This window comes from candidate division TA06 bacterium B3_TA06 (genome assembly GCA_005223075.1).
In the GTDB taxonomy this organism is placed as follows: domain Bacteria; phylum Hydrothermota; class Tepidihabitantia; order B3-TA06; family B3-TA06; genus B3-TA06.
Map to the genome: position 1 here is coordinate 107,743 of NJBO01000001.1, position 16,269 is coordinate 124,011.

General features: G+C 52.5%; 13 protein-coding genes. 6 read left to right on the forward strand and 7 right to left on the reverse strand.

The window, feature by feature from the left end; genetic code table 11:
• The first annotated feature begins 200 nt into the window (after nt 1-200).
• Nucleotides 201-860 (forward strand): hypothetical protein, encoded by a 660-nt coding sequence (locus CEE36_00570; GenBank protein TKJ44268.1) that lies wholly within the window; start codon nt 201-203, stop codon nt 858-860.
• Entirely contained in the window at nt 860-1,864 is a 1,005-nt protein-coding gene (locus CEE36_00575; GenBank protein ID TKJ44269.1) for a hypothetical protein, read from the forward strand. Before CEE36_00570 ends, CEE36_00575 begins: the two co-directional genes overlap by 1 nt.
• A 98-nt stretch (nt 1,865-1,962) precedes the next feature.
• On the opposite strand, the gene mviN is transcribed toward CEE36_00575, so the two are convergent.
• The 7 genes from mviN to CEE36_00610 form a co-directional block, all read right to left on the reverse strand.
• Entirely contained in the window at nt 1,963-3,564 is a 1,602-nt protein-coding gene (mviN, locus tag CEE36_00580) for a murein biosynthesis integral membrane protein MurJ (GenBank protein TKJ44270.1), read from the reverse strand.
• A gap of 286 nt (nt 3,565-3,850) precedes the next feature.
• The gene (locus CEE36_00585; protein TKJ44271.1) at nt 3,851-5,305 is read right to left on the reverse strand and encodes a hypothetical protein; all 1,455 of its coding nucleotides are present in this window, start codon (nt 5,303-5,305) and stop codon (nt 3,851-3,853) included.
• Nucleotides 5,306-5,464: 159 nt separating this feature from the next.
• Nucleotides 5,465-5,962 (reverse strand): hypothetical protein, encoded by a 498-nt coding sequence (locus CEE36_00590; protein ID TKJ44272.1) that lies wholly within the window; start codon nt 5,960-5,962, stop codon nt 5,465-5,467.
• A gap of 288 nt (nt 5,963-6,250) precedes the next feature.
• Nucleotides 6,251-7,015 carry an amidophosphoribosyltransferase gene (locus tag CEE36_00595; protein ID TKJ44273.1) on the reverse strand — a complete coding sequence of 255 codons (765 nt, stop codon included), beginning with the start codon at nt 7,013-7,015 and terminating at the stop codon, nt 6,251-6,253.
• Nucleotides 7,016-7,025: 10 nt separating this feature from the next.
• Nucleotides 7,026-7,907 (reverse strand): prolipoprotein diacylglyceryl transferase, encoded by an 882-nt coding sequence (gene lgt, locus CEE36_00600; GenBank protein TKJ44274.1) that lies wholly within the window; start codon nt 7,905-7,907, stop codon nt 7,026-7,028.
• 41 nt (nt 7,908-7,948) lie between these two features.
• Nucleotides 7,949-9,082: a hypothetical protein gene (locus CEE36_00605; GenBank protein TKJ44275.1), complete on the reverse strand. Its 1,134-nt coding sequence runs from the start codon at nt 9,080-9,082 to the stop codon at nt 7,949-7,951.
• A 69-nt stretch (nt 9,083-9,151) separates the two neighbouring features.
• The gene (locus CEE36_00610; protein TKJ44276.1) at nt 9,152-9,910 is read right to left on the reverse strand and encodes a rhamnulose-1-phosphate aldolase; all 759 of its coding nucleotides are present in this window, start codon (nt 9,908-9,910) and stop codon (nt 9,152-9,154) included.
• Between the two features lie 560 nt (nt 9,911-10,470).
• Between CEE36_00610 and CEE36_00615 the strand changes: the two genes are divergently transcribed.
• The 4 genes from CEE36_00615 to CEE36_00630 all read left to right on the forward strand — a co-directional run bounded on the left by CEE36_00615 (nt 10,471) and on the right by CEE36_00630 (nt 16,263).
• Nucleotides 10,471-10,683, forward strand: a complete 213-nt coding sequence (locus CEE36_00615; GenBank protein TKJ44277.1) for a hypothetical protein — start codon at nt 10,471-10,473, stop codon at nt 10,681-10,683.
• Nucleotides 10,684-10,913: 230 nt separating this feature from the next.
• Nucleotides 10,914-13,448, forward strand: a complete 2,535-nt coding sequence (locus CEE36_00620; GenBank protein TKJ44278.1) for a hypothetical protein — start codon at nt 10,914-10,916, stop codon at nt 13,446-13,448.
• Between the two features lie 11 nt (nt 13,449-13,459).
• Complete coding sequence (locus CEE36_00625; GenBank protein TKJ44279.1) at nt 13,460-14,212, forward strand: hypothetical protein; 753 nt, start codon at nt 13,460-13,462, stop codon at nt 14,210-14,212.
• Nucleotides 14,209-16,263: a hypothetical protein gene (locus tag CEE36_00630; protein ID TKJ44280.1), complete on the forward strand. Its 2,055-nt coding sequence runs from the start codon at nt 14,209-14,211 to the stop codon at nt 16,261-16,263. The genes CEE36_00625 and CEE36_00630 overlap by 4 nt, the downstream gene beginning before the upstream one ends.
• Nucleotides 16,264-16,269: the final 6 nt, after the last annotated feature.

Sequence of the window (16,269 nt, forward strand, 5' to 3'; positions counted from 1 at the left end):
TTGTAACCACGAAAGGTTACCAAGTAGAGGGGGAAGTATGCCGGAGGTTGACAGAGGAGGGAAAATAGTTAAACTTTTAATGTGGAGGATTTATTCTGAAGAGACTTCTACTGTCAACCCATAGAGAGTGTCCCTTTAAGTGTAAATATTGCTTCGCGAAATGGAAGGGGTATCAGTTTCAATTGCATTATAGAGAGGTATTGACAAATAAAGACGGCGTAAACGGTATTGATGTGATCTGTCCTGGCTGTGATAGTGATTTATTTGCTTTTGAGGATGCTGTCGAAGTGTTAAGCTCTCTTTCAACCCTTCGCAAGATAATAAGCTTGTCCACAAAGGCAAGCATCCCCAAAAACAGCCTTGAGAGAATAGCAATGTTAAATAAAGAATTAATTAAGCACGACTCCTTTATTAAGATAAGCGTGGCTTTATCCTCTTTCCATTCAGTAGATTCTATAGAAGAGGGAACGGCAAACTTCGAGGAAAGATTGCGGAACTTGAAGCTCCTTCAGCACTATGATATCCCTTCTTCTATATACTTAAGACCCCTACTTCCTTTTGTCTCAGATGAGGAATACAAGCAAATAATAGATGAGACATCTCCCTACACAAGGAAGTATCTGTTGGGTGGTTTATTTGTCGATCGCGAAAGCGAATTTTACACCAAGTTTCTCCAGGGGAATGGTCACTTAAGGATTAGGGATAAGCAGGTTCAATGGATAACTTCAAAGCCACAGTGGAAGTACGTAGATTTACCTGAAAAAGAAGATTATGTCCAAAGAAACGTTCATAGTAAAGGAGGGATGGCGTTCCACAGCGATTTGAATTTGTTAGATAGCATCAGGCAGGAGCTTTTCTGATGGAAAGCGCTTTAGTCATAAGCAATATAACTCTTATAATAGTAGCTGCAATACTGGGTCTACTTACAATTAGATGGCTTATTAGTGCCTCGGGAATTGTGCCCAAGAAGTGGAAGTTTTCATGGTTATTTTACGGCAGAGATGACTCGGAATTGATTACAAAGACTGTAAAAAAGGTCTTAAATGAACAGAAGAAGGAGGAAGAAACCCGGAGTATTTCACGCTTCAAGGCAAATTGGAAGTATAATGAAGTGTATAACCTCATAGCCCTGCTCTCCAACTGCATAATCAAAACAAATAAAGAAGTAAGATATGGAGAAAGCTCGCGTGTATGGACACGATATTACATTAATAGTATGGGGATAGCTAAAAATGAGAAAGCTTTAAGTATTATGGTGGGAATAATGTCCCAATTGGTGAATAGAGAGATTGTGAATGGACAAACGACATATCCTAGTTATGATTTTATTATTACGCCCAAGGGAGGGAATCCTATCTTCGGGGAAAAGTTTGCCGAAACCGAAGGGGCACACCTCATCCTTCACAAACATGAGGAGGATAGTTCAAAGTTACATGAGGGAGGTAAGTGGATAAATTTACGGATAAATTTTGAAGGATTCAGTGAAATAGCACCTCCTCATAAGAAAAAATTACGCGGGATAGCGATGGATTGCAACGCTTCTGGTTGCACCCAGATCAGGGAATCCATAAAGGAGTTCAATAAATGCGTAAAAGCTACCCAGGCTAAAGGATATATAGAACCTGTAAGGGATGCGTTTATTCTTTTCAGGCCGGATGCCAAGAACGATAAGATAGATGATGTACTTGAGGGGGAAGGTATTAAGCTGCATAGAATAATGGATTTCAGCGAAGAGGCCAAGACAGAGTTAAAGGCTTTGGGTGAGCTAACTTTGGAGAAAAAAAGTGATGTGAATAAGGTTACCCAGTTCATAAAAGAATTCCCCGAATGCATAAAGGTAGAACATAAACTTCTTATTGAATAATTATCCAATAGATCTGTAAAGGCGAGGCATGCCTCGCCCCTACAAACCCATCCTCTAGGTGTCCGACAGGAACACAGGTGGCTCGCTTGGGGATTAAACTACCTGCGCCTCAAGATACCTCCCAGCTCCTTGATGCCGAAAAGCCTGGCGAGTCCGAAGTAGATGAGCGCAAAAAGCACGAATCCTACCCCAAGCATGAGGAGAACAGGAAGGAAACCCTCGATCCTGTCAATGAAGTAGAAGCGATAGCCCAGATAGATGGGCAGCAACGCGATCACCGCCGCGGCAAGCACGCGCAGACCGTAGAGCGGATGGTCGCCTGCCTTCCAGACGGGCAACTTACGTTTCAAGAGGGTCATAAGGATGCCCATGGAAAAGAAGGAGCAAAAGGTGGTGGCAAAGGCAAACGCGCGGAACCGACGGGTTTGAAGAATCACAAAGGCAAGCAAGAGGTTTAAGCTGATATTCAATACCACGCTTCCCAGATTGACGAACATGGGGGTGCGTGAATCCTTGAACGCGTAGAATGCCACCGAGAGCGTCCGCACAGAGGAAGCAGCCCAGATACCTGCAACATAGAGCATCAAGGCCTGGGCCGTGTAGTCTGTATCCAGGGGGGCAAACTCTCCTCGCTGATAGATCACCCTGATGACAGGATGGGCGAATGCGATCACAAAAAGCAGGATAGGGATCAGGAGAACCGAGATGGTTCGCAGGGAGCGCTGGAGTGATGAGGCAAGTCCTTCCAGATTACCCTCGGCGCGCTGGCGGGAAAACAAGGTAAGGCTTACAGTTCCCACAGCTGCGCCGAAAAGGGCCAAAGGAAGGTGCATCACCCTGTAGGCATAAGAAAGCCAGGAGACCGAGCCTTGCTCTAGAAGCGCCGCAAGAAAGGTGTCAACCGCGACCTGAATCTCCACCAATCCAAGACCGATAACTACCGGTATCCAGAGCTTAAGCACCCTGCCGAGATCAGGCGAGCGCCAGTTGACGTAAGGCCTGTACCGATAGCCCCTCCTCCAGACCGCGATGTAGGGAACAAGGAACTGGAAGAAGACACCAACCAGACCACCGATCGCCATGCCGACGATCGGATCTAAGCCCTTAGATATCCAGAAGTTGTAGGTCAGGTAAGCCACGGCGATCGAGCCGAGGTTGAAGAACGCCGAGCTTACCGCGGGCAGAAAGAAGCGGTTGTGAGCGTTCAGCACACCTGCAGACCATGCGGAGAGCGAGATGAATAAGAGGAATGGGAAGAGGATACGGTTTAGCAGGGTGGTGAGTTCGATCTTGCCCGGGATGCCCTTGAACCCGTGTCCGATTACTGATACGAGTTGCGGGGAGAAGATAACACCAAGGACGGCCAATGCCCCGACCACAATCAGGAGGGTGTTGAACAAATTGTTGCTCAGTCGCCACAGATCGCGCCGGTCCTCGCCCTGCATCTTCTCAACGAAGACCGGAACAAAGGATGCGGCCAGCGCGTTCTCGGCAAAGAAATCTCTGAGAAGGTTGGGTATGCGGAAGGCGATCTCGAACGCATCCTTGGCGAACCCGGCGCCGAAGAGTGAAGCCATCACCACCTCCCGCGCCAGCCCGGTGAGACGTGAGATACCGGTGGCCAGGGAAAATCCTGCAACCCCTCGGCGAAAGCCCGTGCTCTCCTTAGTCTTATTCAACGAACTAGTATACAGCGTGATTACTTAGACGTCAAGAAGGCATCACCTTGAATGCACCCCGGGATAAATGCTCCTTTTGACCAGAGGTCAAAAGATCGCAGAGAAAAACGTAGGGGCTGACTTTGGCGTTTCTAAACGCCGCTTCGCGTAAGTCGACCCGCTTACTATCTTATGAGAACAACCTTCTGTGTTCTGCGTGATGTTTCCCCCTCAACCCTGGCGAAGTAGACGCCTTCACCCTACGCGTCTGCTTCACCCTAAGGGGGTACAAGCGCATCCGCGCGGGGACCCCGAAAATAGAACTCCGTTAGCGTAGAACGACGACTTTTGTGCGTGCCGAGTAACCCTCGGTTGTAACCCTGGCGAAGTAGACGCCGGAGGGAAGGGAGGAGGGCTGGGAGGAGGGCGTCCAGGTGCCTTGGCCCTGGATGGTTTCGGTAAGCACGCGGCGGCCGTCTGCGGAGTAGAGGGTAAGGGAAGCTTGGCCGGGGAGATCGTACGCCAGGCGGTTGATAGTGGTTGTGATTCGAATTGGTGATTCGATTAGTTGTTCGGCGACTCCGGGTTCCTTCTCGTAGCCGTACTCCAGGAGCCAGAAGTCGGCGCCGCCTTCGCCCCAGGAAGAGGTGAAGCCGGGCAGCATGAAGTTTCCATTAGGGTTCATCTTAGGGAAATAGCACCACTCATCTGCTTCTGCACCGTAGGTCTGGGTACACAGGGTGTCGCCAAGCGTATCTATCGCCAATACCCACAGGTCATAGCCGCCGGCGCCGAATGAAGAGGTTCGTGCTGAGATGAGGTACATACTATCACCAGAAGGGCATATTCCGTAGCCTTTATCATCGCCTTCGCCGCCGTAGAATTTTGTCCATACCGTATCTCCTGCCTCATCCAGCTTCAGAATCAAAACATCGCTATGCCCGGTCGGATTAGCGGTTCCTATAACGAGATAGCCGCCGTCAGGAGTCTGGCAAGCGCTGTGACCGCGGTCGAAGCTGCCCCATTCGTACAACTGGTCCCAGATGACCTCACCGGCTGAATCAGTCTTCACCACATAAACATCCCAGTTCTCAGGAGGAGTAATTCCCGAACAACCCACAAACAGGTAGCTTTCATCAGAAGTCTGGCAACCCGAGAAGAATAGCTCGCCGCTGTATTCAGGTCGGCCAGGATCGTATTTCTTGCCCAAAAGCCAGGGGATATCACCGGTGGCCGGGTCGAACTTGAGGACCCACGCATCGGCAGAGCCTCCAGTACCGAAAGACCAGGTGTATCCGACAACCAGGTAGTTGCCATCCAGGGCAGGCACCATGGTAAATCCGGTATCATGATCCTCGCCTCCGTAAATCTGTTCCCATACCGTTACGCCCGACGAATCTACCCTGATCAGCCAGAAATCAGTGTTGCTAAAGGGAAAGAGTGTAGTAGTCCATCCAGAGGCAATATACTCGCCATCAGAGGTTTCCAGAACGTCATAAAATCCATTGGCGCGTGCAGTACCGTAGGTTTGTTCCCACTCGACGTTGCCTGCCGAATCGGTCTTTACCAAGTAGCCGTCCCAGTCGCCTGCGCCCATGGAGTTGGTAACACCGGCGATGATGTACCCACCGTCAGAGGTGGGGCATACCGAATAAGCGGTATCCTCCATTGCGCCGCCGTAGGTCTTTGTCCACAGGGTATCAGGGGGCTGGGCAAAAAGAGGGCTTGCAGAAAGGAGTATAACCATCCCAATAAGGGATGCATACATATAACGCTTACTCATCTAATTCTCCTCGTTTAGATTTTTTAGAGTAAGCTAGGCCGGCACTTTTGGGTTCCGTGGGGAACTAAAAAGCGTCCGTCACCCACACTTCATTGAAATATACACGAAAACTAGAACTTGTCAAGCGTTTTTAGTTCGTGCGCCAAGGGTTTGGATTCCTTACGGACTGTAGTGTATCCGCTCGCCTGCACTGCCGCCTTCTCCTTCAATGCCTTCAGGATCACTGTTGCTTACACGCCACCATGCTGTGTAGGTAGGGTCAGGCTCGCTGTCGTAGTTGAAGTGGTAAGGGTCGGTACTGGCCCAGGTGCCTACGACGGTAAAGGTGTCAGGGGGGAACCCGGTGATCGTGAGAATCGCATAACCTGACCAGGCACCATTATAGGCTTCCTTTTGGCCTTCTTGACCTGTGGGTTTCGAGCCGCTGGCCCCCGGCCAAAGCTTAATGGTCCAGCCACTCGTGGCGCAGGTGAAAGTCGAAGGAGTTATAGTGCTGACGAAAAACGTATCGACGTCTCCAGAGGTGAGGTCCTCAAGCCTGCCTTCACCTTCCACATAGTCAAAGGGGTCGCCCTCTAAGAAGGTGAGGAATCCTGAGTTGAACCAGCCGTCCCATCCTTCATAATAGCCGTAGGCGCTTGTAGCGTCCACGAGCATCACCGCAACCGCGGCGATGATAAGGATTTTTTTTTGCGCATCTCGTACCTCCTTTAGGTTTGCGCGTTTTTCTCTCTCCCCGAACCATCTCTCGCCCTCATTTAGCTGTCCGCCTGATTGTACTCATCCCCCCCCCCATGTCAAGTGTTTTTAGACATAACTAAATTAAATAGTATCACCGATTGAACTGAAACCGGCGGCAGTACAGGTGTAATCTTTTGTCCGAAGGGCAAAAGGAGCATTTTGTTCGGGGTCCCCACAAAGTAGCGAAGTAACTTTGTGGGGTGTTTATCTTGCTATCCAGGCCCCGCCGACGGTCAGGCCGTAAACCTCACGAGCGCCAGCGTCCAAAAGCACTTCAGCCGCCGCGTCAAGGGTTGAGCCTGAGGTAATCACGTCATCCAAAAGGATCAGCTTGCGATCTGCGAGGAGCAAAGGATCAGCGCCTCTCCTCATGCTGAACGCGCCTTCCACGTTGGCCCTGCGCTGCTCGGGCGTCAGCCGGGTCTGGGTGCGGGTAACTCGTCTGCGTTTAATACAATCAAGCATCTTGATCCCTGTCTGGCTGGAGAGCTCACGCGCAAGCAACTCGCTCTGATTATAACCCCGCCACCAGCGTTTGGATGCATGCAGGGGGATAGGAACGATTGCATCTGCCGAGCCGAGTAAACCGTCACTTTGCACCACGAGAGCAAGCCTGCGCGAGAAGAAACGCGCCAGCCTGGAGCGACGGACATACTTAAAGGCATATACGAGCTTGTCTAAAGGATGGGTGAATCTGGCCCAGGCGCGGACGCGCGCAAGCGCGAGCGGCTTGCGAACGCACTCGGCGCAGATATAGGAGCGGCGCTTGCGTGAAACCGGCCTGCCGCAGAGCTGGCAGAAACCCCGCTCGATTGGCTGGATCAAAGCAAGGCAATTATCGCAAACAGGGGCACCGTCTGTATCCTCCTCGCAAACCAGACAGACGGACGGAAAGAAGAACTCCGCAACCGCCACCCGTAACACCCGTATCCCAAACAACACGCCCCTTAGGGCCTGCGTTCCCTTCATCGGCTTCCCCCTATCTTCGGCGAGAAGCTTTCTTGGACTTCTTGGATTTCTTTGACCTCCCTTGTTCCTTCTTGCGTCTGGCTTCTGCCATCTTTTTGCGCTCGGCAGCAACCCACTGCGGGGTGGGCACCTTCTCCTGAGTCCGACCGAAGTAAATGGCTAAACCAACTCCTACAATCACAAGACCGATGGCGATCCAGTTGTTCGTCCGCAGGTTAAGGGTATCCTCGTAGTAGCGCAGGAAGTTTACCCCGAAGCGAAAAGCGCCAAGCCCTGCGAGGAATATGGCAAAAAGCTGTCCCTTACGAAGCCTCACAAGCCTCATAAGGAGAAACAGGATAACGAAGAGTAAAATCCCACCGCCTGACTGGAAAAGCTGGGTAGGCCAGATCGAGTGGCCAGGACCGAAGATCGAGGAGGCAAAGGAATGCTCCGGGAACGTAACACCGCAGACGTCGGTGGGTTGACCGAAACAGCAGCCGTTGAGGAAACAACCTATGCGGCCGATCCCCTCGCCTAAGGCGATTACCGGAGCGATTGCGTCCAGCAAGGGAAGCACGGGTATCTTCTTTACACGGAGATATATAAGACCGGCTGCAAGGGCAAGGATGAAGCCACCGTAGTAGACCGCTCCACCTTCCCAGATCTTAAAGATGGCAGCAGGGTTATCTGCAAACTCCGGCCAGTGCATAAATACATAAGCAAGACGTGCTCCTATCACAACGCCGATTATTACCCAGAACGCAAAGTCACTCACCACTGCAGGATCTATAAGGGTGCGGCGTTTCAGGATAAGCCAGAGAAGAATTATCCCTACAACGAAAGCCAGCAAAAGCATCAAGCTGTAGGTGCGGATTTGAAAACCAGCTATCTGGAAAAGGACAGGATACATGACGCTATCCTAGGGAAAAACCTGGTGAAGTCAAGTAAAGCTCAGGAGGAGGGAGGTGGAGGGATAACCTGCAGCGGGATCGGCATAACGGTGAGCACGAGGATAATGAATGCTGCAACGGCGATTAGGATATCCGAGGCCTTTAGAGGGGTAATCTCGTCCTCTGCGGGTGGGTGCCTGAATCCGATAAGAAGGGTTATTGCAGCCCACACTAGCCACACCGAGAGCTGCCTGAATCTTACATATGTCCCGACAACGACTGCAGCCATAAGGCCATAGGTTACGAGTGCCAGCCAGATACGCTTGCGGCCTAAGAGGCCGTAGGCGATGTGCCCTCCGTCAAGCTGGGAGAGCGGCAGAAGGTTAAGAGAGGTAACGAGGAACCCCAGCCACCCTGCGGTCACCAAGGGGTTCATAACCACCTCCTGGCCGGGTTCAAGCGGCCCTTTGATAAGCCACACCAGGAACTTAAAGATAAGCGGCTCCCCGAACTCCAAGGTTCCGGGCTGCATCACATCAACACTGGCAAGCATTATGCCCACTGCGGTGACCGGTATCGCTATCAGGAATCCAACGATAGGCCCTGCCGTACCTATACGGATAAGCGTCCGGCGGTTCGGGGTAAGTCCCATTCGGATCACCGCACCCATGGTTCCGAAGAGAGGAAGGAAGGGGATAAAGAAGGGCGGGGTAGCCTGCACACCGTAATGGCGGCAGGTAAGGTAGTGACCAAGCTCATGGCTGCCCAGTATAAGTATCAGGGCCAACGAATACGGCAGTCCCTTTAACAACATCAAAGGATTGGTAAGCACCATCCAGATGAGCCTCCAGAAGCTAAATCCCTCAGGGATGCTCTCCAGGGCCATGAGGGCACCCCCAACTGTAGTGGTGATCAGTGTGATCCCCAGAAGTAACCAGTTAAGCCAGTGGCGCTGACGTAGCTTGCGGAGCGAAAAAAGACCCACCTTCAAGCGGTGAGGTGCAGTCTGTGATCCCTTGTTCGGCTCAAAGAATGGGGTGTAGCCCGCTTCTTTGAAGATCGAACGGATCGTATCAATGTTCTCGGTTTGAGGTTCATAAATCTGCCCCTCCAGGATGATGAATCGCACACCAGACTTCACTTCACCGATGCGCATGTAAGGCTCGATCCTTGAGATAAGTTCAGCTACACTCATATCAGGAGTAACTATAGTGAGTTCAAAGCCCTGGTCAAGCCAGGAGACATCGAGTGGATCCCAAGATCTTCAATCCCCAAAGGCCTCGTAGATACCTTTAAGCTGGTCATCAGAGAGTCCGCACTCCTTGCTACTATCCCCGAGAAGAAGAGCGATCCGTGCAGCCTTCTCCGCAACCTCTACAAGATCAAGTGTACATGAAAGGTTCGCGCCGGTTGCCACCAGCCCGTGCCCTCGCCAGATTACGCCACAGACACGCCGGATAGCCTCTACAGTTGCGGCGCCAAGTTCATCGCTGCCAAGGGTTATGTAATCGAGGACCTCCAGGTTGTCATGTAATAGAAGAGCCGCTTCAGGGAACATACGAATAAGGGTATCGCGGAGCTCAGCCTTGTCCTTAACAAGATGAGTTAAAGCGATGAGGAAGGTTGGATGGGTATGAAGTAACGCATGATGATCAGAGCGTTCCTTGACGAGTAGGGCGTGCACCGCAAGGTGGGTGGGAAACTCGCTCGTTACTTCTCCTCCTTCGCTTTCTGCGAGGAAAGAGCTGCCGGAATCCACGATCCCCACAAGACACAGGTTCTCTAAAGGATTCTCGGCCAAATCCCGCATCCTGCTGCCGGTGGTGGTGAGCAGAAGCGAGTGCCCCTCAAGTTCAGGCCTTGGGATGTTCAAAGGAAACCTCTCCCCTATGGGATCAAAGGAGGTCTCCAACCTAAGGGAGAGGTTGCCGCCATTGGCTTCGGCCCAGCCGCGCTCGGCCAGAAGCCCGGCAACCCTGCAAATCTCAGCCTCATGCTTGCTTAGAGCCTTTCTGAGTGCCATATCCTTTCTATCCTAACGCTAAGTGGAAGAATGTCAAGATCATAAACGCCCTTCCCTGGGCGCTGCTTGAGCTCAGACAGCAGAGCCCAAGCATATCTGCTATCCGCTTGAATAAAATGGAGGGTGGCTGCCGAGGAAACCTCAGCAGCCACCGGATAAGTATGGGAGGAGGGCGTAATTCCTTCCGTTTTCACCTCTCTTCTTTCTCTTTACTAGTTTGAAGATAGCGAGAATAACTCGATCGTCAATAGGCAAAATACCCTACCTTCTTTTCTAGGGTAAAATCCTGAGGTAAAGAACACTTGTCTTTCTTAAAAACAACAACTAATTTATGTTATATATACCATTTATGATTTTCCTGAGAGCTGGATAGTGGCGAGCAGTAAGACCCACGCAGACCAAAAAGGGGCTTTGAAAAGAGCAATGACGTGCTGAAGATTCCCTTCAAGGTAGAATGTCAAGCACATACAATCCATTCTTAACACGAAAACATAAGCATCCCAGTCTCCTTGACATAAGAGATGCCAAGCGTAAACTTCTTGTAAACCCTGGAGGTCATGATGTGGATTTATTGCGAAAATGACATCGAGATCGAGTGCGAGAGCATTGAGAAGTGGGAAGAAAACCCTTCATTCCTCAGGTTAAAACAATGCACGATCCGTAAGAAGATAACATCCAGGAAGGGGATCGCCGAGATCATACTGAACCCGAATCAGATTATAGCCATCGGAAAAGAAAAACTCGACTGGCATGAACTTCAGCGTATAAGGTAGATCGTTGAAGGCTTAAGCCTACAGTAACCTGCAGCAAACCCGTGACACCTTACCTTGATGTGGAAGCTCGGGAATGGGGTCGAGCTGCCCAGGTGAGGAAGGCAGCTGTAAGAAATCGGCATCACCGGAGAGGCTGTGGGTCTTGACAATACACTCTGAGTCGCTAAACTTATTGTTATACTTAAGTGATAGAGATTCGGAAGGCTGAGGTTTGCCTTTCGGCAAAATAGTTGGATGTAAACGATTTCATCCTAGGAGGAATCTTGAAGAGTTCGAGAGTCAGGTTTCTTGCTCCTGGCGTGCTTATACTGCTTGTTTTCATAGGTCTACTTCACGCCGAGCCAGTCGGCCCCGAGATCGCTGCAAAGGTGACCGAAACCCAAATTGAAACCATAAGCCAGCGTCTGGCGAAAGCGGATTATCTCGGCGCGAGTTATGCTTTATCCGTAAACACCATGAGACCCCTCTACACAGAGGATAAAGAAGGGTTGCTCGCTTACGTCTTCGAACTCAAGCCACAGGGTTTTATTGTAGTAACGGCGAACACCGATCTTGTGCCGGTTATCGCTTACTCTAACAACAGCTCCTTCCCCTGGGATGAGGATCCATTAAATCTCCTGCTGCACATGTTAAGAGAAGACCTCAGGATGCGTATGGCGGCACTGGAGATATTACCTGAGAGTGTGAAGGTTCGCTACAATACCCAATGGGGAAACTACCTTTCCGGAAACTTAACATTGCTTGCCCCAGGAGACTCCTGGCCGCCTGAAGGACAAACCTGGACAGGCGGTTGGGTAGAGAGTATGTGGCACCAGAGCTCCCCTTACTGGAACGAATGCCCGATTGATCCGGTTACGAGCGACCGCTGCGTTGTTGGCTGTGTGGCCACTGCGATGGGGCAGATCATCAACTTCTGGCAGTACCCTGATGCGGTGATCTTTACGGATTCAGACAGTTACACAACCAACACGCGCGGTATCTTTATCGATGCGCCGGCGGCAAGCATACCTGAGATAGACTACAACGATGGGGCGCCCACCCTTGCGGTTTGCGCGGACATCTCCTATGCGTGCGGAGTCTCCGTAAAGATGAACTACACAAGCCAGGGTTCCGGGGCATCCCACATCGATTGTGCTGATGCTTACAGAAATTACTTCGACTTTAACCGCGCCCAACGGAGGGAAGAGGAGAGCCTGGGCTTCTACGACATCCTTGAGCAGAACATGAAGGACAGTATGCCCGCCCAACTGGGAATCACGGACGCAGGTTGGAATTATGCACATTCGATCATCTGCGACGGTTTCCGTGAAACCACAGGCGACGACGAGTGGCATCTCAACTTCGGCTGGGGAGGGAATAACCCAGACCCACTGCCTTCCTCGTGGTATGTCTTGCCTGCCGGAATGCCAGCGGGTTACACCATAATTTTTGATGGGGTGCTTAATATAGAGGCGCCGAGACGTCCTGGTCCGGGAGCTCCGGAGGCCGATTTTACCGCCGATCCCCGCTCAGGACCCGCCCCCCTGACGGTGAGTTTTACCGACCTTTCCACGGGCGACCCTACCTCCTGGTCATGGGACTTCGGCGATACAAGAACATCCTCAACCCAGGACCCAACCCATGTATACGATAACGAGGGAACGTATACCGTATCCCTTACCGTTCGGAACGCGGATGGCGAGGATACCGAGGTAAAAACCAACTACATCACCGTTGGAGGTAGTGCTCCCAGCGCGGACTTTGCGGCTGACCCCCGCTCCGGACCTGCGCCTCTAAGCGTGGCATTCACCGACCTGTCTACCGAAAACCCGACTTCCTGGGCATGGGACTTCGGCGATACAAGAACCTCCACAATCCAGAATCCAACCCATATCTACAACAACGAAGGCACCTACACCGTCTCCCTGACCGCAACCAACGCATACGGCTCGGACACAGAGACCAAAACCGACTACATTGTAGTAAGCAGCACTCCTCCGCCTCTGGATGCGGACTTCTCTGCCAACCCGAGAACAGGCACAGCACCCCTCGAGGTAACCTTCAGTGATCAGTCAATGGGCAACCCAACCTCCTGGGCATGGGAGTTCGGCGACGGTGCAACCTCGGATCTACAGAATCCCACACATACCTACCAGAACGCGGGCACCTATACCGTTGCACTTACCGTTTCTGACGGGAGCGAGCAGGATACCGAGACAAAAGCGGGCTACATCACGGTTACCGAGGCCCTTCAGGCGGCGTTCACCGCCAACCCCTCGATAGGGTACGTACCGCTTACGCACCGCATGGAGGTAGAGTTCAGCGATCAGTCCACTGGTGCCCCCACCTCGTGGTCTTGGGACTTCGGTGACAATGGGACCTCAACCGAGCAGAACCCCACACACACCTATACCTCGGCAGGGGAGTTTACCGTTCGGCTCACCGTCTCCAACGCCGCCGGTTCTAACTCGACAAGCGACACCGTATACTTATTTGTGCTGCCCAATGAGTTCTTCACCCAGACGGCGGCACTTACCAGCATCGCCCGGAGCGAGATCGAGATACGCTACGGAACGCCTGTATCCACCAACATCGAACTCTCGATTTACAACGTCAACGGCCAGTTGGTCAGACGGCTCTTCTCAGAGGAGATTCCAGCGGGTGAATACGAAACCCTATGGGATTTCCGTGACGGTAAAGGTCTTTTGGTTGGACCGGGTGTATACTTCCTGCGCCTTAAGGCACCAGAAGGGCACGCGGCCTCAAAGATTATAATCACACGCTAAGGAGTGGAATGATGAAACGCACACCTCTTATTTTAGCAGTACTTCTTATCCTGACGGTGTTACTGCCCGGATGTCGTGAACGCATCGTATATACCGGCCCGGGCGACTGGCTGCTTCTGGCAGATGACCCGGACGATGGAGCAGTGGGCTACAACGCTCACTACCTATATGTTGATGCGGACTTCTCAGATGGCGTCCTGGAGTTCAAAGTCGAGACGTATGCACCGATCCCTGATGCCTATGATGATGTAATCCTTACGATCTATTTCGATACCGATCAGGATGCTTCAACAGGTCTTTCTACGTCGACTCCGGACTGGGGTGCTGAGGCGGTTCCGAACAACATCGGTGCTGACTTCATGATGTTGGCGGGCGCTGAATTCGCAGAAGGCGACAGGATCAACGAGGATGAGATCTATGCGTGGGACGGCAATGTCAACGGATGGTCCGAGACGCCCGCAGGTTCGGTACAAGACCCCTATCGCCCGGCAAATACCGACTCGGTAAAGGGCACCATCAGTTTGGATATCCTTGGCAATCCTACCGGTCAAATTGACGTGGTGGCTATCCTTCTATGCGATCCGGACGGTGAGGCTTACTACGACCACATTCCCGATCAAAACGAGGGGCACGTAACCATTGACCTGGAGAGCGGAAGCGCTACGCAGGCTTTCTCGCAAGCAGCGGGTGTTGCCGTTGATGGAGGTTCAGACAGAAGAGTTTCGCTTATCACAGGCAAAGAATTAATCGAGGAGGCAAGATGAAACGAACTATCGTCCTTCTTCTGGTAGGGATAAGCCTCGGCCTAGCCCTACCTACCGCCGCGTCCTCAAAGGGGACGCGGAAGATATACGAAGTAGAACCCACTGCCATTTCCTCCAATAACGCCGCTCTCTCCAGAGAGCCCTCCCTAATAGAAAGCCAACAGCTTACTGCATCTGAGGCAACCCTTAATAGAGCACCAAACCTTGCGATGCCTCAGGATACCATAGAGCTAATAGAGGATGAGGCTACCCCGGTAAACTTTGGCTTCAAGATGAGTGCAGGCGATCGAATGGCCGTGAAGCTTACCCCTGGAACCGGGAACTATCCATTCACCGTTACAGCAGCCTGCTACGTACCTATAGGTTGGAGTGACGATCCTGACAACTGGGACCAACCGTGCTACCTTGTGTTTTTCGACGACGGCGCTGAACCCGGTGCTGAGCTGGGGCGCAAGGAAGTAGCCGCGGTCCAGGTGGGGGCGTTCAACTGGTTTGACGTGAGCGACCTGGATATCACGATCGAATCCGGGAGCTTCTACTTCGCGGTCGAGAACAAGGTGAACGACAACCCCGGCCTGGCATTGGACGGCGGTGCTCCACCCAATCATGTCTCGTGGGCGTATGCCGTTTTCGATACGGATCCCGAGTGGTTACCGTTTGATAGCCTCAGTTTGGCTCCACCGTGGCCCGAAGGCATGTCCTTGGGAGACAGTGTGGATCTTATGCTTCGTGTGAAGGGTGTAGTTTCAGGTCAGGCCCCTCCGGATGCGGATTTCACCGCCGATCCACGCTCAGGCCCTGCTCCCCTGACGGTGAGTTTTACCGATCTTTCCACCGGCGATCCTACCTCCTGGTCATGGGACTTCGGCGATACAAGAACATCCACAACCCAGAATCCAACCCACGTATACGACAGCGAGGGGACGTATACCGTATCCCTTACCGTTCGGAACGCGGACGGCGAGGATACCGAGGTAAAAACCAACTACATCACCGTGACGAGCGGCCCGCTCCCTGCAGCGGACTTCACGGCTGACCCCCGATCCGGAACCGAGCCTCTCGATGTAACGTTCACCGACCTGTCCACCGAAAACCCGACCTCCTGGTCCTGGGACTTCGGCGACGGCGGAACCGCCACAACCCAGAATCCAACCTACCGCTACGATAACGTGGGCACCTACACCGTCTCCCTGACTGCTACCAACGCATACGGCTCGGACACGGAGACCAAACCAGGCTACATTACGGTAATCAGCGCTCCTCAACCTCCGGATGCCAACTTCTCCGCCGACCCTACGAGCGGTCCTGCCCCACTGGACGTTGCATTCACCGACCTGTCCTCGGACAGCCCTACTTCGTGGTCGTGGAGCTTCGGGGACGGCGGCTCATCGGCGGATCAGAATCCTCAACACACCTACAACGCGGTAGGGACCTACACGGTGAGCCTCACCGCTACCAACGCGGACGGTTCGGACACCGAGACCAAACCAGACTACATCACGGTCACCGAGCCTCTTCAGGCGGCGTTCACCGCCAACCCCTCGATAGGGTACGTGCCCCTTACGCACCGCATGGAGGTAACATTTACCGATCAGTCTACAGGCGATCCCACCTCGTGGTCTTGGAACTTCGGGGACAATGGGACCTCGACCGAGCAGAACCCCGCACACGTATATACCTCTGCAGGCGAGTTTAGGGTTCAGCTCACCGTCTTCGATGCGGCCGGCTCTGATTCGACAAGCGACACCGTATACTTATTTGTGCTGCCCAGCGACTTCTTTACCCAGACGGCGGCACTTACCAGTATCGCCCAGAGCGAGGTCGAGATACGCTACGGAACGCCCGTATCTACCAACATCGAACTCTCAATTTACAACGTCAACGGCCAGTTGATCAGGCGGCTCCTGTCAGAGGAGGTTCCAGCGGGTGAATACGAAACCTTGTGGGATCTGTGCAATGATAAGGGTCTTCTGGTTGGACCGGGTGTCTACTTCCTGCGTCTTAAGGCACCAGAAGGGCACGCGGCCTCAAAAATCATAGTAACACGCTAAGGAGTA

What these genes read in the sequence shown, in the direction of transcription:
- CEE36_00575 (TKJ44269.1), top strand. Translation starts at nt 860, where the DNA reads ATGGAAAGCGCTTTAGTCATAAGCAATATAACTCTTATAATAGTAGCT.
- CEE36_00585 (TKJ44271.1), bottom strand. Translation starts at nt 5,305, where the DNA reads ATGAGTAAGCGTTATATGTATGCATCCCTTATTGGGATGGTTATACTC.
- CEE36_00590 (TKJ44272.1), bottom strand. Translation starts at nt 5,962, where the DNA reads ATGCTCGTGGACGCTACAAGCGCCTACGGCTATTATGAAGGATGGGAC.
- CEE36_00595 (TKJ44273.1), bottom strand. Translation starts at nt 7,015, where the DNA reads ATGAAGGGAACGCAGGCCCTAAGGGGCGTGTTGTTTGGGATACGGGTG.
- lgt (TKJ44274.1), bottom strand. Translation starts at nt 7,907, where the DNA reads ATGTATCCTGTCCTTTTCCAGATAGCTGGTTTTCAAATCCGCACCTAC.
- CEE36_00605 (TKJ44275.1), bottom strand. Translation starts at nt 9,082, where the DNA reads ATGAGTGTAGCTGAACTTATCTCAAGGATCGAGCCTTACATGCGCATC.
- CEE36_00610 (TKJ44276.1), bottom strand. Translation starts at nt 9,910, where the DNA reads ATGGCACTCAGAAAGGCTCTAAGCAAGCATGAGGCTGAGATTTGCAGG.
- CEE36_00615 (TKJ44277.1), top strand. Translation starts at nt 10,471, where the DNA reads ATGTGGATTTATTGCGAAAATGACATCGAGATCGAGTGCGAGAGCATT.
- CEE36_00625 (TKJ44279.1), top strand. Translation starts at nt 13,460, where the DNA reads ATGAAACGCACACCTCTTATTTTAGCAGTACTTCTTATCCTGACGGTG.
- CEE36_00630 (TKJ44280.1), top strand. Translation starts at nt 14,209, where the DNA reads ATGAAACGAACTATCGTCCTTCTTCTGGTAGGGATAAGCCTCGGCCTA.